Here is a 21,402-nt window from a genome sequence, read left to right as displayed (position 1 = left end):
CTCTCCTCTTTCATTCCTACACTCTATTTTACTACAATCACCTATAAAATCTTCCTTTCCCTCTGATTGTTCAATAATTTTTCAAGCTTCCATGTACAAGTGAGTATTGGAACCGCTTGATATATCCTTATGTTGGTTTTACTGCAAAAATTTAGGTTGAAGACACGATATCTTAAATAAAGGAAAACTTTTGTATAATCGTCAGTAGATTTCCAATTTTTTGCCACTTCATGAAGCTAAATTACGAAAATAGAAGTGAAGGTATTTCATTGGAGGGATGAATTATGGAGGATAAAAAATATAACTCTCACATAACATTTGAAGAAATTGTAAAGCAGAATGAACGGAGAATTTATTACCAGTTGCATAAATTAAATATTCGCGATCCACATCAAGAGTTTTATCAGGAAGGTTTAGTAGCTATGTGGAATGCTTATGAAACATATCAACCAGATAAAGGACCGATGGCAACCTATTTTAATTATACCATCCGAAATCGATTGATAGATTTAATTCGTAAAAAGGGGAAGGAACAGGAACGGTTAAATGCCTATATAGCAATACAAAAAAACATGGGGACAAGCGGAAACTATTATAAGACTGGCAGCCAAAGGCAATTTGTCCAACCTCTAACAGGGCAGGAAATGGACATAGAGCCCATCATCGAACAAGCGCAACAGTTGTTAAGCAGAAATCAATTAAAATGGTTTCAGCAATTTTTATTGCAAGAGCGCTCTATAAAATCGATTTCTGAACAAGAAGGAGTTTCCGAGGATGCAGTAAAAAGCTGGGGGAGGGAGGCAAGAAAAAAATTACGAGCAGTAAATGATCAAAGCATGAAAAAAAGTGCCTATATTTGGGATGTATTTAAAGTAAAATAGGCTCAGTTTATCACGCGTGTAGCCGGCGGTAATACTTGTCGTTCCATGCTACGAGGTGAAACCAATAAGAATAAGTGTAACCCAACAAGCCAATTAGTAGTAAGAGGGAAATAAAAAACTTCACGGATTGAAAAGTTATTTTTATCTCGCATGTAAGGTGTCGTAGGTCCCCACTTTAAAGGGGTGCATTTATACAAAAGAGTTTAAACGGGGAAAATGGCAACTAAATGACCGATTCGCTCAAAGGCTTTTAGGTCATACTCTTGTAGTGTAATGTTCAGTAGGAGAGGGAAGAAACTCCTACTGAATGTTTCCTTTATCAGACTTGATATACCTCTCGAACTGCTTCTAACAAAATATGAACACCATTCATAAGCGCCTCCCGATTAAATGTCATCTGTGGATGGTGTAATCCTGGAGTTAAATCACAGCCAAGTCCTAACATGGTCGCTTTTAATTCGGGCTTCTTGATGGTATAGAAATGAAAATCATCTCCACCGGGAGTAATTAATGGAGGCACGATAGCTTCCTTACCCAATACATTGGTAATTGCTGTTTCCATTATGGAGATCGCTTCCTGATTTGTTTTGGCTGCAGCAATTCCATGATTTTCTATAATTTCTATCTCAATAGGGTAAAGGCTTTGTAAAGACTCAAAAATTGCTATTACTTGTTTGTCGAGTTCATTCATTGCTTCATTCGTTTGTGCTCGCATATCAATCGCAAAAGAAGCATTCCCAGGAATAATATTCGTGCTTTTGCCACCAGCTTGAAAATTAGTCATTTTTACAGAATGAGGAATGGTTGGATCTAAATGTATCTTGTTTAGCAATTGTACGATCTGTGCGCCTACTTCAATCGCATTCGTAGTTAAATGTGGTCTAGCTCCGTGTGCGTCTACGCCTTTAATTTTGGCCTGATACGTTTTAGCAGCTCCATGGACAATGACTGGCGCTGCATGGTGCATAGCTGTTTCTTGCTTGGGACGCAAGTGAACGCCGAATAAATAATCGGCATCCTCTACAACTCCCTTTTCCACCATTTTTAACGCACCGGTACCTTTCTCTTCAGCAGGTTGAAAAATAAACTTAATCGCAATGCTTTCATGTAAAGCAGAGTTCTCTTTTAATTCCCACAACACACCTAACACCATTGCCATATGTGCATCATGCCCACAAGAATGGTTTGCTTGAAACGTACCGTTCACTTCCTGCCAAAGCGCGTCCATATCTGCTCGAATCGCTACAACTGGCAGACCTTTTTCAAAGTTGCCAAATCGACCAATAACACCAGTATGATCTGGAAACGTCGAGACTTCACAGCCGTTTTCTTTTAGGATATTTGCAATGTATCTCGTAGTTTCAGTTTCCTCCCAGCTAATTTCTGCATGTGTATGCAAGTACTGAAAAGTTTGTTTAACTTTTTGCTCTATGTCAGTCATATCGACTATCTCCTTTCATAGTATTGAAATAAAAGAATAGTAGTAATTTTACGTTTGTTAACCTTTTTGAAGTATTAGCTTTATTAAATGTTGAAATAAATTATATCCTTTATTATAATACAATGCAAGTTGATAAAATTATGAAAATTAGGAGGGTAACATGGAAAATTCACCAGGATTCAAACAAAAGGGGAAGAAAAAGCTCGGTTTGCCAGATGCTTATGTTATTTTATTTACTATTTTGGTACTAGCAGCAATTGCTACATATGTAATCCCATCAGGAAGTTTTGAAAGGGAGACAGTTAATGATATTACAACAGTAGTACCAGATAGCTATCAACAAACAGAGCAGCAACCGACATCATTTATTGATGTATTTACATCTATACAGCAGGGAATGATTGATTCAGCTGGGCTTATCTTTTTAGTACTTATTATTGGTGGTGCCTTTGGAGTAATCGAGTATACAGGGGCAATTGACGCTTTGATTATGAAGACGATTAATAAAACCAAGAATAAGGAATATTTACTGATTATTCTTGTTTGTACGTTATTTTCGATATTCGGAGCCTTAGGTATTATTGTAAATGCAGTTATTGCATTTATACCAATTGGAATTATCCTTGCTCGTTCTATGAAACTAGATGCCATTGTTGGAATATCCATTATTTACTTAGGTGCTTATGCAGGATTTAACACTGCGTTTCTTGATCCATTAACGACTGGAATGGCTCAGGAAATAGCTCAAGTTCCTCTGTTCTCTGGTATTGGATTTCGAATTTTAATTTATTTAACTGTACTTGCTTCTACAATTGGCTATATTTGGTGGTATGCCAATCGGATTAAAAAAGATCCGTTGAAAAGTGTGTTAGGAGACAACCCATTTCCAAAATCAGGGGAAAAGGATGTTGCAAGTGTTCCCACACAACTAACAATAGTTCATAAACTTGTATTGGCATGGCTTGGCATTGGAATAGCAATCTATGTTTTTGGTGTTTTCCAGTATGAATGGTCATTAAACCAAATGGCTGCCATGTTTATCGTCATTGCCATTGGAACAGCGGTAATTGCTCGGATTCACCCGAATGAGCTGGTAACACAATTCTTTAACGGTTGCAGAGGGTTAGTTTATGGAGCATTAATAATTGGTATGGCTCGTTCCATTGTTGTTGTTTTGGAGAACGGTCAAATTTTGGATACGATTGTTCAAGGAATGGCTACAGTTATGGATCCGTTCACAAGTGTTTTGGGAGCAAATATGATGTTTTTAGCTAATTTTCTGTTTAATATAATTGTTTCCTCTGGGAGTGGACAAGCAGTCATCGTCATGCCAATTATGACGCCTTTAGCTGATATGATGGAAATCCCAAGGCAGGTAGCGGTTCAAGCATATAAGCTAGGAGATGGATTTTCGAATGTTATTACTCCTATTTCCGGAATTCTAATGGCAACTTTGGCGATAGCTGGTGTTTCCTGGGTGAAGTGGATAAAATTTATTATGCCACTTGTAATCATTTGGTTTTTAATTGGTGTCATTTATTTAACAGTAGCGGTATGGATTGGTTGGGGGCCTGTGTAAGGAGTGCTTTATAAAAGGAATGAATTTGTGTCTAATACAAAGCAGAAAGAGGAAATTAAATAGGTTTACTGTAAATGGTCTAAAAACCATGAAGAGAAGATACATGGTAACATAGAAACTAAGTCTTCATGATAAGCGTTTATCAATCATGGTTACATGAGATTGCTAAAGCAGAGTTATTGAAGCTAATAGCGGATAAGGGAGCGGATAGATGATGAATATTAGCGAAATTAAATTGTATCACATGCAAATGAGAATGAAACACCCATTTACAACTAGCTTTGGAACAGAGCAGGATCGTGATTTTTTACTAGTTGAAGTGAAGGATTCCAGTGGACTTTCTGGCTGGGGAGAAGGGGTAGCTTCTGAACGACCGCTTTATAGTGAGGAATTTACACAGCAAAGCTGGTCCATGCTGGAACAATTTCTAATTCCTGAGGCGTTGAAACAAGAAATAAGTCATCCAGATGACCTTCAATATCTGTATAAACCGTATAAGCGAAATTATATGGCTAAGTCAGCCCTTGAAGGTGCGGTATGGGATTTATATGCAAAGCAACAGGGAAAATCTTTATCTACAATGCTAGGGGGAACAAAAAAACATATTGAAGTAGGTATTAGTCTAGGAATAGAGGATAGTTATGAAAAGTTGCTAGAGAATATTCAAGGAAAAGTGGATGAAGGCTACAAACGAATTAAAATTAAAATTAAACCAGGTAAGGATGTTGACGTTGTTCGAGAAGTACGCAAACATTTTCCTGAAATACCATTAATGGTAGATGCAAACTCTGCTTATACGCTTGCAGATATTGGAACATTAAAAGCATTGGATGAGTTTAAGTTAATGATGATCGAACAACCGCTTGCAGCTGGTGACATTATCGACCATGCAAAATTACAAAAGGAAATTAAAACACCTGTGTGTTTAGATGAAAGTATTCATTCCTATGAAGACGCTCGTCAAGCGATTGCTTTAGGGAGCTGTAAAATTATTAATTTGAAGATTGGTCGTGTGGGAGGACTGACAGAGTCAAAACGGATTCATGATTTATGTGAACAGGCTGGTATTCCATTATGGTGTGGAGGGATGCTGGAATCTGGAATTGGACGTGCACATAATATCGCTATTGCTTCGCTTGCTAATTTTACATTGCCCGGAGATACGGCATCATCATCCAGATATTGGGAGAAGGATATCATTGTACCTGAAGTAGTTGCGGAAAATGGCATCCTAACAGTGAATGATCGCCCAGGAATTGGTTATGACGTATTGGTGGATGAAGTAGAAAAACATGCCATAAATAAAAAAGTGTTTAAAAAATAATACAGCTCAGGGTAGAACATCCCTAATCATTTACTTTATCCTGCATATAAGGAACCGTATTTCTCTTACAATATAATGATGAATAAGAGAAACGGTGCCTAAATGCCTGATTTGTCAACATAACATTCAAGGAGAAAAGCTCTCCTTGAATGAAGTTTCACTTTATCCCTTTAGACATGTTGCATTTTTCACATGGGAAATGAAGCTTTGTGTTAAAATAGCAAATCGTGTGTGATTACTTGTGTAATAATGAACTTAGTATCAGCGATGTTACATATAAAATTATTGGTGTAGATTGGATGTACACTTTCTGTTTGACATCGGCTGTTGTTAACCACCAAATTCGTAAATAAAAATGTTAATAGAAAACCAAAACAAATTGAGCTGCAATGGTTCCAAAAATAAGGGAAAACGGATAAGCAGCAGCATAGGCAATTGCCGGGTCTTCTGAATCTATTAGAAGATTAAGAGCTCCTAATCCTGGGGTGCAGGTTCTACCGCCACACAATGTACCTAGAGAATACACAACCCCAAATTTAAAGAATTTTCTAGCTGCAATATAACCGCTGAAAATCGTTACCATTGTTATAATCGTACCACTAATAACTAATTCAAGTCCCTGATCTCGAATGACTTCTACTAATCCTTGTCCTGCTGTCGTCCCTGCACCAGCTAAAAATAATACAAGCCCTAATTCGCTTATAACATGAATTGCCGGTCCATAGTATCGTACATGAATCGGTCCAAGTTTGCCAAAATGACCAATAATTAAAGCTACGATTAAGGGCCCGCCTGCTAAACCAAGTTGCATCGTACCAAGTCCGGGAATAGGGATTGGTACCATTCCAACCAAGATGCCTACTAATAGTGTAATACTAATGGACAAGATATGAATATTAGTTACAGATAGTTTTTTTCGTGAAAAGCATTTTTCTATTTCATCTAGTCGATCTTCGCTACTTACCATCGTTAAAACGTCTCCACGAAGTAAAGGCGTATTTGGATTTTGATTAAGCTCGATTCCTTCTCGCTGAATTCTTGTTACGGTTGCTCCATACTTCCTTCTAAGTTTAAGTTCTTTAATGCTTTTGCCAACTAAGTCCTCATCTTCAACCGTAATTTTCCGTAATTGTATATTATCAGGATTGTCCATTGTTGCATCAACAGGTTCACCGACATATTTTCCAAAGGTTTTCAGTTCATGATCTTCACCAACTGTAACTAGGTAATCACCTAATAAAATGGTTGTATCGTGAAGGGCGATCATTGTATGATCACCGCGAATGACTCGACTAATCACAACGGATTTACGACTAAAGTCAAGCTCTCGCAATGTTTTTTTATGCAGTTTTGGATTAGTCACTTTAAATGTCATTACTTCTGGTGAATGATCCGTCTTTATAGGATTGTTTGTATCTTCTAAATCCTGTTTAAGGTTTATTTTGCCTATACGAGGCAATAGCTGCACAAATAATATAATTGCAAGCACACCAAACGGATAGGCTATCCCATATCCAACCGATGCAATGGGGTCATTGGTTGCTTGAAGAGCTGCCGCTAATCCTGATGTATTCGTTAAAGCACCAGTCATTAATCCAATCGCTAACGGCGTTGAAAGGTCAAAGGCTTTTGCAACGACTACAGATGATAAGACTGCACTAATGACAATAAATAAAGAAATAAGACAAAAAACGATTCCATTAGAACGCATCATCCGGAAAAAACGTGGTCCGGCTTGTAGTCCAACAGCAACAATAAATAAGCTAAGACCTAAATTTTGAATCGCTGTCGATACTTGATAGCCATAGTGACCAAAAATCATCGCAATAACTAAAACACCCGCTGATCCTAAGCCAATTCCTTTAAATTTTAATTGCCCCAAACATGATCCAAGAAACAAAATAACAAAAACTAAAATAAGCTGTTCATTAAGTAAATCATGCAGTAAATCGTCCATTCTAATCTCCCTCATTCATTCTACCAATCTATATATTACTACAACTAGATAGAAAAAACGAAAGAAGTGATAAACGTCAATATTTTTTCAAGATTAGACGTAAGTTAAACGATTTTACTACCTGAAGTTAGCTAAAGCGAACTTCACTCCGTTCATCCATCCGTGGACAAGTTTGCTTATAAAATAAAATGTTTATACATGAAAAAATGTTGGAAGTTTGTCACACACGAAGAAAAATCGTCTGATAAACTATGGAAAAAGCTCAAGCATCGGAGGATAAATATATGAATTACGATCAAGAACAATTATGGAAAGAAGCAGGACAGTTTTTGCAATTGTATCACCGTGAACTTGGATTAGAGGATCAGTTAGAAGCAAGATTACAAACGGTACGGCATGATATAGAAAAAACAGGTACATATGAGCATACGTATGAAGAATTAGCATATGGTGCAAAAGTAGCTTGGCGTAATTCTAATCGTTGCATTGGTCGGCTGTTTTGGGAGCGGATGGAAGTTATAGATGCTCGTTCAGTCACTAACAGCGAAGAAGTCTTTGCCCAACTAATTGAGCACATTCGTTATGCAGGTAATGGTGGGAAAATTAAACCATTAATTACCATTTTTGCACCCGCTAATAATGATCATCAGCCTGTTAAAATATGGAATCATCAGCTGATGCGTTATGCTGGATATGAAACAGAGAATGGTATTGTCGGAGATCCTGCCTCGGTAACATTTACAAAGCAGTGCCAAAAACTAGGGTGGACAGGGAAAGGGACAGCTTTTGATCTATTGCCATTAGTGATTCAAGATGGTCATGGTAAGCCCGAATGGATGGAGATACCCAATAACATTGTAATAGAGGTTCCGATTAACCATCCTACCGAAGATATTTTCGCCGGTCACGATGTAAAATGGTATGGTGTACCGATTATTTCTGATATGCGGTTGGAAATCGGAGGCTTAAATTATGTGGCTGCGCCATTTAATGGCTGGTATATGGGTACGGAGATCGGTGCAAGAAACCTTGCCGATGAGAACCGATATAACCTATTGCCTTTGGTAGCTGAACAGTTAGGGTTGAATACGAAGCATTTAAATACACTTTGGAAAGACCGCGCATTGGTAGAACTTAATGTTGCTGTATTGGAGTCGTTTAAGCAAGCAGGTGTTTCGATCGTGGATCACCATACGGCTACAAAGCAATTTGCAGTATTTGAAAAACAGGAACAAAAACTAGGGAGAACGGTCACTGGTAAATGGGCATGGTTAATCCCCCCGCTGTCACCAGCAACGACACATATTTTTCATAAGCCATATGATAATTCCATCCAAAAACCAAATTATTTTTATTCCACAAATAAGGTGCTGTAAGACTTCTTTTTCAGGAGTTGGATAGTCTGTACTGAACAAGTCTAAGTGGGAGAAAACCGCACCTAAATGCCTTATTTCGTAATAAGCCTTGAGGTCAAACCATTACGGTACTAACAAGCAGTGGAGGGTTTTTTGATCCTCCACTGATGGAAGCTTCACTTTATCTATCACTTAGCAAACGAGAAATTTTAAGCTGCGCTCCCAAACAGAGTGTAGACCTTTGCTCTGATGTTTATTTGCTTAACAGGCAGAACATAATAGTTTCAAGAATGATTTATCCAATGAAAATGGATATGATTATTTGGGCTTTTAGTGCTATTTTGCCTCTTATTTTACTGGCAGTAAGACGTGCCCTTCTTTCTACAAAGTTAAACCTTAGGAGGATAAGTGGACAATCCACTACTGCGTCCTGTGGGAAAACGGACAACCGGAGATCCCTTTTTGGCGCCCGCTGCGGAAAGACAAGTGTATATCCACTGTGGTATTCAGAAGTGATCATTCTGAAAACCTTTCTTAAATTAACTTGAATCAAATAAAATCACATGGTAAGCGGAGCTCCAGTACATAAATACGTGATAGACTCAAATAGAGGTAACTGCTTGCAATATTTCTCGCGCATATGCATAATGTTCCCTGTAGCGAAAACTTGTTATTATCATATGTATTGTTAATATTGCTTTAAGGAGATAAACATCTTGAACACGTTTACGGTTAAGAAAACTTTAAATAATAACGTACTGATTGCTTTAGACGATCAAGAAAAAGAAGTTGTCTTGATCGGAAGTGGAATTGGCTTTCATTATAAGAAAAAAGATATCATCCATAAATCAGAAATAGAAAAGCTGTTTGTGTTACGTGATGAGCAGGAACAGGAACAATACAAGCAATTACTTCCTAGAGTGGATGAAACATTGCTGCATTCTATTATAGCTGTTATTGATATGATACGGAAAAGATCAGATGTTATGCTGAATGAATCGGTTCATGTTGCTTTAACGGATCATATTGTATTTGCGTACAATCGCATGCTCAAAGGCTTGGAAATTAAAAACCCCTTTCTATCGGAAACAAAGGTATTGTATCCATTTGAATATGAGATTGCTTCAGAAATCGTTGACTATTTGAATCAGCATTTAGAGGTGCAATTACCAGATGGTGAAATCGGTTTTATTGCATTACATGTCCATAGTGCTATTACCAATAAAAACCTCTCGGAAATTAATAAGTATTCGCAACTCGTCACCCAATTTGTGGACATTATTGAAAAACAATTAAAAATAAAAGTAGATAGAACAGGAATTGAGTATACCCGACTTGTTCGCCATATTCGCTATACCATAGAACGAGTGTTAAAGGGAGAAACGGTGGAAGAGCCAGCAAAAATTGCTTCTCTCTTGAAAAAGGAATACCCTACGTGTTATAATCTAGCTTGGAAATTGATTAAAATGATGCAACAAACGTTGAAACAACCTGTTTATGAGGCTGAAGCCGTGTATTTAACAATGCACTTACAGCGACTATATCAAAAATATGAATCATAATTTAATTTTCCGTGTTACTGATTCGATCAGGCATGAGTGGAAAGATTATGAACTAGGACAGTAGGATATACTAAAAATCCTACTGCTTATTTCTGATCTCTACTCATGCCTTTTTTGTTTTCGTAAAGGATATAGTTTTGATGAAAAAATGTCCTATGTGAATAGATGCAGTGTTGTTTTCTTAAACTATTTTTAATGTTTGTTGATATAAAAGGAGGAACTAGCATGTTTAAAAAGGCTTTTGGTGTTTTACAAAAAGTCGGTAAAGCACTGATGCTTCCAGTGGCCTTGTTGCCAGCAGCGGGTTTGCTATTAGGTTTTGGTAATGCTGCACAACAAGAAACCATGTTGCAATATTTACCGTTTTTAGAAGCGGATTGGATTCAGCTCGTTGCGACTGTCATGGAGGATGCTGGAGGTATTATTTTTGATAATTTAGCACTGATTTTCGCTATTGGTGTGGCAATTGGATTAGCTAGTGATGGAGCTGCCGGATTAGCTGCATTAGTTGGTTACTTAGTATTAAACCAGGTTATGGGATCGTGGATAAATGTAACACCGGAAATGATTGAGTCTGATCCAGGATTTGCCTCGGTTTTAGGTATACCTACCTTACAAACAGGAGTGTTTGGCGGGATTATTGTCGGTTTAATCGCTGCATTTTGTTATAATCGTTATCACGATATTGAGATGCCATCTTTTCTTGGATTCTTTGCTGGAAAAAGATTTGTACCGATTGTAACAGCAGCCTTCTCATTTATTGCAGGTATTGCACTATTATTTATTTGGCCACCTGTACAAGATGCGATGAACAGCGCTTCTTACTGGTTAATTGAAGAAGGAACGTATCTAGCTGTATTTTTCTTTGGTTTTATAAAAAGATTACTCATTCCATTTGGGCTACACCACATTTTCCATGCACCATTTTGGTATGAGTTCGGTTCCTATACTACCGAAGCAGGTAATTTGGTTCGCGGTGATATGACTATCTTTTTCGCCCAGTTGAAAGACGGTGTGGAAATAACAGCAGGTAATTTCATGGCTGGTGAATTTCCTATTATGATGTTTGGATTACCAGCTGCAGCATTAGCGATGTATCACACTGCTCGACCTGAAAAGAAAAAGCTAGTAGCTGGTTTGTTAGGTTCTGCGGCATTAACCTCATTTTTGACAGGTATTACAGAGCCGCTTGAATTTTCATTTATGTTTGTTTCACCTATTTTATTCTTTTTACACGCATTATTGGATGGTCTTTCATTCGTATTAATGACACTGTTTAGTGTGAATATAGGTTATACATTCTCCGGAGGTGCGATTGACTTTGCTTTATTTGGCATTTTACCAAATAAAGAGCCGTGGTGGATCACGATTCTGCTTGGGTTAGCGTTTGCTGTCATCTACTACGTGATTTTTCGCTTCTTTATTCAGAAATTTAATTTGATGACGCCAGGTCGTGAAGAAGTAAAGGACGAAGAAACAAGCAACGTTGGTCAAACTGGCGAGCTTGCCTTTGATGTACTAGAAGCGATGGGCGGGCAAGAAAATATTGCTCATCTGGACGCATGTATTACTCGTTTACGTGTTTCTGTTAATTCGATAAAGAAGGTTGACAAAGAAAGATTGAAGAAATTAGGCGCTTCAGGGGTTTTAGAAGTTGGAGATAATATTCAAGCTATCTTTGGACCACGTTCAGAAACGATTAAAGGTCAAATGCAAGATATTATGTCTGGAAAAACACCGCGCCCAGTTGAAACAGATCAGGAAGCTGAAGTTCAACAGCAGATTGAAGAAGTGAATCCGGAAGCATTGCAAAATGAAGAGGAAAGAGAGACAATTGTCTCCCCGATGAAAGGGGAATTACTTCCAATTACGGAGGTTCCTGACCAGGTATTCTCAGATAAATTGATGGGGGATGGCTTTGCAATTGCTCCAGAAGACGGGCTCGTCGTTGCACCTGTAAATGGTAAAGTAGTTAATGTATTCCCAACGAAGCACGCTATTGGTATGCAATCGGATAGAGGAAAGGATATTCTTATCCATGTAGGTATTGATACGGTAAACTTAAAAGGAGAAGGCTTCGAAACTCTTATAGAAGAAGGAGAAAGAGTAGAAGCAGGACAACCTCTGCTAAAAGCTGATTTGTCATTTATCCAAAGTAAAGGAATGCCGACAATTACACCAATTGTATTTACTAACTTAAAAGAAGGCCAACAAGTAACGCTTGAAAAAAGTGGTAAAGTAGAAGCGAAAGAGGCCGATATTATTAAATTGTAATTCAAAAGCCAATTAGGGTAGCAAACCCTAATTGGTTTTTTCATAAGATAAGAAACCACCATGGCTCACCTAGAGCGCGAGCCACCATCTATGATGAAAACTTTTGCTTTATAATGAGTTAGATAAGTTAAATAGAGTTATTTTTTCATACAAAAGTATAAAATGATGTGCTTATAGATAGCCAAATAACAGAATAGCCACGTCCCGTTCCATCGTCCAGCAACGATGCGACTTTAGAAATGCGCCCTACGATAAGGCATCATCGGTTCGTCGCAAAGAGGAAGGTCGACTAAAAACGGGCTTGCCGCTCAGGCGTCGGCATACCCCTGTTTTTAGTGGCATGATTCCTTTATCTTTAGTTGATTCGTTCCATTCGCTACGTTGCTAAACGGGCGCCCCGAGCCTTTGTTCAAAGATAGGAAAGTATAAAATTTGTTGCTTTGGGATAAGGGAATAACTGAATAGCCACGTCCGGCTTCAGCGCCCAGCAACTAGGCGACTTCACGAAATCGCCCTACGATAAGTCATCATCGGTTCGTTACCTCACCGCGATTCCTTTATCTCAGTTGATTCGTTCCATTCGCTACGTTGCTTAACGGGCGCTTGCGCCTTTGTTCTTTGTCCAGTAGTGTGTTGATGTTAGCGTATGTGTTCTAGTGCAAGTTTTGTAAAACTGTGGCATATTTGTTTTTAAACAAAATACCGAGTACTCCTGCCTTTTAACGTTTTATTTAACGATCAGAAAACAAAGGGAACTACTAAATCTCCGTTTCCCTTCATACACTATATAAATGCTTAAGATAAAGGGAGCAGGATCCATGAACAACTTGAAAGTAGCGATTATTGGAGGAGGATCATCGTATACACCGCAATTGATTAACGAATTTATTCAACAACATGAAGCGTTACCTGTCAAAAAAATTTATCTTGTAGATATTTTAGCAGGGAGAGAACGTCTATCGGTTACGGCTTCATTTGCAAAGCGTATGGCTGAACAGGCAGATTGTGATATAGAAATTATTGAAACGCTCGACAGGCGAGAAGCGATTAAGGATGCTAATTATATTATTACACAAATCCGAGTTGGCGGATTAAAGATGCGGCGCGTGGATGAAGCATTATGTTTAAAGCATGGTATGATAGCTGAAGAAACTTCAGGTCCAGTTGGTTTTATGAAAGCTCTGCGAACCATTCCAATCCTACTTGATATTTGTGAAGACATTGAAGAACTTGCGCCTGACGCTTGGTTAATTAATTTGACGAATCCTTGTAGTATTGTAACGGAGGCGATTGATAATTATACCAATGTTAAAGTAGTCGGTATAAATGAGGGACCTACTGTTTTTCGTAACCGTTTTTCCAAAACATATGGGGTAGCGAAAAAAGATATTAGTATGCAGCTAATAGGGACAAGTCAATTGCTATGGGTTACGGAATTATACGTCCAGGGAAAAGCGAAGCTAACAGATGCAATGCTTTATAAAAAATTGCATATGCGTAATCAAAAGGATATTTCTATGGATCCATATTTTTTACAAACATTTGGTGCAATAGGAGGGGAATACCAGCCATACTATTATCAAGCTGACCAGATTTTAGAACAACAATTAGAAGCATACAAACAGGGAGCCCTTCCTTCTGATTTTGAACAGGAAGAAGAAAAGCAATTATTTTCTATATATAAACATGCAAAAACGATTGAATTGCCAAAGGGAATAGAAAAACGGCGAGGCGCTGGGTGTTCGGAAGCGGTTATCCAAGTTATGAAAACGATCCACTATGATTTGAAACAAGTACTAGCGGTCAATATTAGAAATAATGGAGCAGTAGAGGGTTTACCTGATAATGTCTGTATTCAAGTCAATAGTGTAGTGGAAAGACATAGGATTACACCCGTACAAATAAGCGAGGTTTTACCTCATATACGTGGGCTATTGCAATATATAAAAGCTTATGAATCATTAACAGTGGAAGCCGGTACCTCAAGAAATATTGGCGTAGCAATCCAAGCCATGGCACTTCATCCATTTGTCCCATCAGCTGAAACAGCACATGCACTGCTTCAGGACATGTTTATTGAAAATGAAGCCTATTTTCAGCCGGTCATTTATTAGTTTTCATGGGGGAACTGTAGTAGTGAAAAAGAAATAACCAAATATATGCTTGAGCAAGGGAAATTCCAGTAATAGGAAGTTTCCCTTGATTATCACTTTTACGGTACAGAGATGCTTGACGGTAAAAACGTTTAATCTAGATTACCAATCGATACGTATTTTGTTTCTAAATACGGTTCAATGCCTTCAAGACCACCTTCACGACCGAGTCCACTCTCTTTCATCCCGCCAAATGGGGCATGAGCTGCGGAAGGTCCTCCGTCATTCCAACCGACAATTCCATAATCTAATTGCTCATACAAATAAACGCCAGTCCGATAATCGTTTGTGAAAAAGTATGCTGCAAGACCAAATAGCGTGTTGTTCGCGATGGTAACAGCTTCTTCAAGTTCTGTAAATGTCGTTATCGGAGCTACTGGTCCAAACGTTTCCTCGTGCATAATCGTCATATCTTCCGTTACATGGCTCAGTATCGTAGGGTGTACAAAATAATAGCCTTTTTCACGATTTGCTTCAAATGTATCACCTAATAATACTTCGGCACCTTTTTGCTTTGCATCGTTAATCTGTTCGATAATCTTATCGTAGCCTTGCTCATTAATAATTGGACCGATATCGGTATTTTCTTCCAAACCATTTCCTACTGCTAATTGCTTTGCATGCTTTACAAATGCTTCAGAAAATTGCTCAGCAATATCTTTGTGAACAATAATTCGATTGGCACATACGCAAGTTTGTCCAGCATTACGGAATTTCGAAGCAACGGTTTGTTTTGCTGCGAATTCAATATCCGCATCTTTAGCGACAATTAAAGGAGCATGCCCTCCAAGTTCCATAGTCACATGTTTAACTGTAGCCGCGCTGCCTTTAATTAAATTTTTTCCAACAGCAGTAGATCCCGTAAAGGTGATTTTTCGTACATAATCGCTTTCTGTGAATACATCTCCAATTTGTTTCCCGGAACCGACTACATATTGAATAGCGTCTTGTGGTATACCTGCTTCATGTGCTAATTCAATAATGCGAATGCCAGTAAGTGGGGTTTCTGAAGCAGGTTTGACAATAAAAGTACATCCCGCTGCAAGCGCAGGTGCAGCCTTTCTTGTCATCATTGCTGCAGGAAAATTCCAAGGAGTAATCGCAGCAACTAAACCAACTGGTTGTTTACGAATGAGGATTCGTTTTGATTCTGTATTTGCTGGAATCGTCCTACCATAGATTCGTTTAGCCTCTTCCGCGTACCAATCAATATAGCTTGCTGCATATTCCACTTCTCCATAAGACTCTCTTAATGGTTTTCCATTTTCTTTGGTCATAAGTTTAGCAAGTTCATCTTTCTTTTCCCTAATTTGTAACGCCCAATTTTGCAGTAACTCCGACCGTTTGTGTGCGTTTGTTTTTGCCCAAGTCGGAAAAAAAGCGTACCCTCGATAAAGAGCCTCCTTAACCTCCTCCTCAGACCAAGCTTTTACTTCTTCAAGAACTTCCCCAGTAGCTGGGTTTTTAACAATAATTTTGTTTGCCAAAATGGAAACTCCTTTCTCTATAAGATTAAAATTAAATTTATCCCGCATGTAAGATGCTGTATTACTTCAAGAGTATAAACGAAGTCAAAGCGAGAGATCACAGCACCTGAATGTCCAATTCGTTCAAGAGCTTTTGATACCCTTATGGTACAAAGACATTCGTATGTGATAAAGGAAAACTCCTGCTGAATGAAATTTCACTTTATTCTAGTATATTCCTTCATAAAGAAGAAAGAAAACATTTGCATCTTAATAGTTTGTTTTCTATCGAAAAGTAACGGTTTCCGTCTCAAGACGGAAAAAGTCTCTGTGTAGTTATCCCTTTCATAAACTAAACTAAAGATAAGAAGTATAAAATGAGGTGCTTGAGGATAACGAAATAACCGAATAGCCACGTCCGGCTTCAGCGCCCAGCAACGATGCGACTTCACGAAATCGCCCTACGATAAGTCATCATCGGTTCGTTACCTCACCGTGATTCCTTTATCTTTAGTTGATTCGTTCCATTCGCTACGTTGCTAAACGGGCGCTTGCCGCCTTTGTTCCACTATAGGAAAGGGAGTATAAGATTTTTTGGTTTATAGTATAAGAAAAACAAAGGCTTCCGCCATAAGACTTGGCGACAAGCCAAGTTTTTCTAATAAGATAAGAAAGTATAAAATTTGTTGCTTTGGGATAAGGGAATAACTGAATAGCCACGTCCGGCTTCAGCGCCCAGCAACTAGGCGACTTCACGAAATCGCCCTACGATAAGTCATCATCGGTTCGTTACCTCACCGTGATTCCTTTATCTTTAGTTGATTCGTTCCATTCGCTACGTTGCTAAACGGGCGCTTGCGCCTTTGTTCGGAAAATAAGGTATGGACTCTTACCATTCAATATGGTGGTCGCAAAAGACATTACTGTTACGGATATGGTACGGTAGTAGGTAGAGAAGGGTAAAAAAAGCTGTATGAGTACCTCAGTCTACGACTTTTTTTATCCTTTATTTCTAAATGTGTCTTTTTAAACCCGTACTCTAAACAGACTAGTTAAATGACGATACAAGTGGGTGTAACAATGAATAGCAGACAAAGAAAGTTGTTAGTGATCTTATTATCTAATGACAAACGTGCATTATTAATTAAAGATCTCGCTAACCAACTCCAATATTCAGAGAAAACTGTCCGTAATGATTTACAAATTATTGATGCATATCTTCATGATTATGCATCTGCTAATTTAATTCGAAAGCCGGGAACAGGTGTATATTTAGAAATAGAAAAAACCGATCAAACAAATTTATTCCATGCACTTTTTCATAAAGGAAAATCAGAGCATGAACGGGTTATGGAAATAGCTTATCGGTTACTCACTGATGAAAGACCAGTTACTTTACAACAGCTAAGCAATGAGCATTATGTCAATCATACTGTTATAAAAAATGATATCGAATCGATCCAACAATGGTTCGATAGTTTTGGACTAGTAATAGAGTCGAGGCAAAAGCTAGGGCACTATTTAAAGGGAGAGGAACTAAATAAGCGCATCGCTTTGGCGCATATAGAAGATGTGACAAATCAGCCAACGACATTTTTATCACATATATTCGCTCCGTTTGAAATTGCTACAGTGAGGCAAACATTGGATAGAATGCTAGACCTTTGGGAGATTCCAATTACAAGTAATGCAATAGAAAATTTAGTTGTTCATATCCTTATTATTGTACAAAGAACGAAGCATAAGTGTCCTATACGTATTGAGGAGAAAAATCAGTCCATTATGAAGACGAAAGAATATCAAGCAGCTGTTTGGTGTGTAAAGCAATTGCAAGAAAAGTTCGGAATTTCCTTTGCAAACGATGAGATCACTTATTTAACGTGGCATTTACGTGGTAGTAAGAAGTATTCAGCGCAAACGCCATCCAAAGAAGAAACAACGAAACAAATTTTATCCATCATTATTGAAACGATGCATCACTTAACACGTGTATCTTTTTCTGAAGATGAACAATTAATGAATGGGCTTGAGATTCATTTAGAGGCTGTCATCAATCGTTTCATATACGGCTTGCCTATTACAAATCCCTTGTTACAGGATATTAAAAAGATGTATCCGTATATGTTTAGCATGGTGACACTTGCGATGGAGAAGGTAAAGGAGGAAATTCAATATGATATACCTGAAGAAGAGGCTGCTTATATTGTCCTTCATTTTCAGGCTTCCATAGAAAGAATAGACGCACAAAAACACGTAATCCCGAGAGTATTAATTGTTTGTGATATGGGAATAGGTATGTCCAGGTTACTTCAAGCGAAAGTAGAAAAACAGTATCAGGAATTGGAAGTTGTAGGAGCTATTGGTAAAGCTGATGTTCAAAATGTTATCAAGCAAAAGCAAGTGAATTTAATTATATCGACGACGCCCTTGGAACAAATAAGTGTTCCTACCGTTATTATATCCCCGCTGCTAGAAGCAACCGATAAAGAAAAACTGCAAAAATTTCTCAAGAAAAAAACGGTAGAAGCTTCTGTTTTATCCGCTGCTCCTCATGTAATATATGAGTTTATTGACGAGAATCTTCTATTTATTAATATCCATCCACAGCATCGTTTTCAAGTAGTAGAAACGCTTGGTAATGCATTATTTAAACGGGAAAAGGTAGAGCAGTCCTATGTTCATCAAGCACTTTTACGAGAGAGGAAATCGGCTACAGCAATTGGAGGAGGAATAGCTATTCCACATGGTGACCCTACACTTGTTCTTACATCTACCATTGCGATTGCTGTTTTAAACGAACCGTTGGAATGGGGAAAAGAAAAAGTATCCATTGTTTTTATGTTAGCTTTAGCAAACGAAAAAGCGAATCCAATTAAAGCAATTATTCATAAATTGTCCGCCCTTTCCAAAGATCCAATAACATTGAATGCTTTATTAAGTGCTAATGACAAGCAGGAATTTATCCGAATTTTGACTGAAAAACAATTGTAATGTATACACATTGTTACCACATGGCTATAGTGTAATAAATAAAAGGAATGAACTGCAACGAAAATATAAAAACAAAACTTCCCTAGTTCCGGAAATAATAGAGAATATATATTTGCTAGACGTGCTATATACTACACTTATAAGCATTATTAATTTATAAATAGATGAGTAGGAGGGCATGTTTATGAAAATAATTGCTGTTACAGCCTGTCCAGTAGGCATTGCTCATACGTATATGGCAGCTGAGAATTTGCAAAAAGCGGGGGGAAAACTAGGTGTTGAAATCAAAGTTGAAACACAAGGGTCCATTGGTGTAGAAAATGCATTAACGGATAAGGATATTGAAGAAGCAGATGGAGTGATTATTGCAAGTGATAAAGAAGTAACAAAGGAACGCTTTATTGGAAAGCGATTAATTGCTACAGGGGTGCAGGATGGGATAAAAAGACCGGAAGAATTAATCCAGCGATTTGCTACAGAAGACGTCCCTGTATATCAAGCTGATTTAATGTCAGTAGAAGACGTGAAAAAGCAGAAAAAAGAAAATCCAATATACCGCCATTTAATGAGTGGGGTTTCTTATATGATTCCATTTATTGTAGTCGGTGGATTGTTAATAGCACTTGCACTAACCTTAGGTGGTGAACAAACGCCAGGGGGAATCGTTATTCCTGAAGATTCATTCTGGAAAAAGGTTGAAGAAATTGGAGCAGCTTCTTTTAGCTTTATGGTTCCTATATTGGCTGGTTTCATTGCGGTTAGTATTGCGGATCATCCAGGTTTAGCGCCAGGAATTATTGGTGGCTTTATAGCTGCAAATGGTAGTTTCTATGGAAGTGAAGCTGGTGCTGGCTTTATTGGCGGGATCATTGCAGGCTTTCTTGCAGGATATATTACATTAGCTATTAAAAAAATTAAAGTTCCTCAGTCTATGCAACCGGTAATGCCAATAATTTTTATTCCAATTTTGGCAACCTTAACAGTCGGCTTACTATTTGTATATGTTGTTGGTGCACCAGTAGCTCAAGTGTTTGAATCGTTAACTGTTTGGTTGGAAGGAATGCAGGGAGCAAGTTCCATATTGCTCGCTTTGATTCTTGGAGCTATGATTTCAATTGATATGGGTGGACCTTTTAATAAAGTTGCATTTTTATTCGGCTCTGCTATGATCGCAGAAGGAAACTATGAAATTATGGGTCCAATTGCTGTAGCAATTTGTATACCACCATTAGGTATGGGACTGGCAACATTTATCAATAAGCGTAAATACCAAGCAGCGCAACAACAAGCTGGGAAGGCAAGTTTTACAATGGGCTTATTTGGAATTACCGAAGGAGCGATTCCGTTTGCTGCTCAAGATCCACTACGGGTTATTCCAAGTATTATGGTTGGCTCCATGACAGGTTCAGTGATAGCTATGATGGGAAATGTCGGCGATCGAGTAGCTCATGGTGGACCTATTGTTGCCGTTTTAGGAGCTGTCGACAATGTACTCATGTTTTTTGTTGCTGCTATCATCGGTACGGTTGTTACTGCATTGTTAGTTAATTTCCTTAAAAAAGATGTTATCGGAGAAAGTGAAGCAAAAGGTGGTACAAATCAACAAGAAAGAACAGAAGAGGATCAAGCTAAATCAACTGAAATTACAAAGCTAACGGATATTGTAACAAATGATTTAATTCATGCAGATCTTAAAGGTTCGACAAAAGAAGAAGTAATGGATGAACTCATAGCCAGCATGAAGCAATCTGGAATATTAAGTGATGCGAAAGCGTATAAGCAAGCTGTCATCGCCCGCGAGAATGAAGGTACAACGGGGATGGGTATGAATATTGCTGTTCCGCATGGTAAATCAGAAGCAGTCCGAAAACCAGCTGTTGCCTTTGGAATTCAACGTTCTGGCGTTGATTGGGAGAGCTTAGACGGTACTCCGGCTAAATTAATATTTATGTTAGCTGTTCCAAAAGAAAAAGCGGGTGACGATCATCTGAAAATTTTACAAATGCTATCGCGTAAATTAATGGATGACAATTACAGACAGAAGTTACTAAATGTAACAACAAAAGAAGAAGCGTATCATTTATTAGCGGAAATTCAATAAGCACATAAATTTTTGCGGTCAGTGTCTATTTCACTGATTATGCATGTTTATAAATGACTAATAAATAAAAAAATACGGGTTGCTAACCATTTCTTCCTAGTAGAATCTGAAAAGCTTAACGTGAAAGAGAAAGAGATTTTAGTTCCATCCCTTTCTCTGGTATAATAAAGGCGGTTCAAACTGTCGAATTATCTTAGGGGTAAATAGTTTCTACATGAAGCGGGCATAGCCAATGCGAAGTAAAACCGCTTAAGTGGGTTGTGTACTAGCTGGGCGATTTAATTGTCGAAAAAACGTAGCTGCATCGTTTGAAGTTTT

General features: G+C 38.1%; 12 protein-coding genes. 9 read left to right on the top strand and 3 right to left on the bottom strand.

What is annotated here, in order from left to right; translation table 11 throughout:
- Nucleotides 1-284: 284 nt before the first annotated feature.
- On the top strand, nt 285-881 hold the full coding sequence (locus KBP50_RS13345; protein WP_050352110.1) for a sigma-70 family RNA polymerase sigma factor: 597 nt from the start codon (nt 285-287) through the stop codon (nt 879-881).
- Between the two features lie 319 nt (nt 882-1,200).
- Here the strand turns inward: KBP50_RS13345 and KBP50_RS13340 are convergent, their stop codons facing one another.
- Nucleotides 1,201-2,322, bottom strand: coding sequence for a M20 peptidase aminoacylase family protein (locus KBP50_RS13340; protein ID WP_050352111.1), 1,122 nt, complete (start codon nt 2,320-2,322; stop codon nt 1,201-1,203).
- A gap of 160 nt (nt 2,323-2,482) precedes the next feature.
- Between KBP50_RS13340 and KBP50_RS13335 the strand changes: the two genes are divergently transcribed.
- Nucleotides 2,483-3,901, top strand: a complete 1,419-nt coding sequence (locus tag KBP50_RS13335) for a YfcC family protein (RefSeq protein ID WP_050352112.1) — start codon at nt 2,483-2,485, stop codon at nt 3,899-3,901.
- A 214-nt stretch (nt 3,902-4,115) separates the two neighbouring features.
- On the top strand, nt 4,116-5,225 hold the full coding sequence (gene menC / locus KBP50_RS13330) for an o-succinylbenzoate synthase (RefSeq protein ID WP_050353486.1): 1,110 nt from the start codon (nt 4,116-4,118) through the stop codon (nt 5,223-5,225).
- Nucleotides 5,226-5,583: 358 nt separating this feature from the next.
- Here menC and KBP50_RS13325 read toward each other — a convergent pair whose 3' ends face one another.
- Entirely contained in the window at nt 5,584-7,182 is a 1,599-nt protein-coding gene (locus KBP50_RS13325) for an aspartate:alanine exchanger family transporter (protein ID WP_050352113.1), read from the bottom strand.
- Between the two features lie 251 nt (nt 7,183-7,433).
- Between KBP50_RS13325 and KBP50_RS13320 the strand changes: the two genes are divergently transcribed.
- From KBP50_RS13320 to KBP50_RS13305, 4 genes are all read left to right on the top strand, one after another.
- Entirely contained in the window at nt 7,434-8,558 is a 1,125-nt protein-coding gene (locus KBP50_RS13320) for a nitric oxide synthase oxygenase (RefSeq protein ID WP_244969432.1), read from the top strand.
- 695 nt (nt 8,559-9,253) lie between these two features.
- Nucleotides 9,254-10,099, top strand: a complete 846-nt coding sequence (gene glcT / locus KBP50_RS13315; RefSeq protein ID WP_050352116.1) for a glucose PTS transporter transcription antiterminator GlcT — start codon at nt 9,254-9,256, stop codon at nt 10,097-10,099.
- A 225-nt stretch (nt 10,100-10,324) separates the two neighbouring features.
- Nucleotides 10,325-12,373: a glucose-specific PTS transporter subunit IIBC gene (gene ptsG, locus KBP50_RS13310; protein WP_050352117.1), complete on the top strand. Its 2,049-nt coding sequence runs from the start codon at nt 10,325-10,327 to the stop codon at nt 12,371-12,373.
- A gap of 818 nt (nt 12,374-13,191) precedes the next feature.
- A complete protein-coding gene (locus tag KBP50_RS13305) occupies nt 13,192-14,487 on the top strand; it encodes a family 4 glycosyl hydrolase (protein WP_050352118.1) in 1,296 nt (431 codons plus the stop codon).
- 131 nt (nt 14,488-14,618) lie between these two features.
- On the opposite strand, the gene KBP50_RS13300 is transcribed toward KBP50_RS13305, so the two are convergent.
- Nucleotides 14,619-16,013, bottom strand: coding sequence for an NAD-dependent succinate-semialdehyde dehydrogenase (locus KBP50_RS13300; protein ID WP_050352119.1), 1,395 nt, complete (start codon nt 16,011-16,013; stop codon nt 14,619-14,621).
- Nucleotides 16,014-17,072: 1,059 nt separating this feature from the next.
- Here KBP50_RS13300 and KBP50_RS13295 point away from each other — a divergent pair.
- Together KBP50_RS13295 and KBP50_RS13290 are read left to right on the top strand one after the other, a co-directional pair.
- On the top strand, nt 17,073-18,983 hold the full coding sequence (locus tag KBP50_RS13295) for a BglG family transcription antiterminator (protein WP_050352120.1): 1,911 nt from the start codon (nt 17,073-17,075) through the stop codon (nt 18,981-18,983).
- 184 nt (nt 18,984-19,167) lie between these two features.
- On the top strand, nt 19,168-21,084 hold the full coding sequence (locus KBP50_RS13290) for a PTS fructose transporter subunit IIABC (protein WP_050352121.1): 1,917 nt from the start codon (nt 19,168-19,170) through the stop codon (nt 21,082-21,084).
- Nucleotides 21,085-21,402 lie beyond the last annotated feature (318 nt).

This window comes from Virgibacillus pantothenticus (assembly GCF_018075365.1).
GTDB classification, from domain to species: Bacteria; Bacillota; Bacilli; order Bacillales; family Amphibacillaceae; genus Virgibacillus; species Virgibacillus pantothenticus.
The sequence above is the reverse complement of the archived record's forward strand: the minus strand, read 5'-3'. Positions and strand labels throughout refer to the sequence as shown.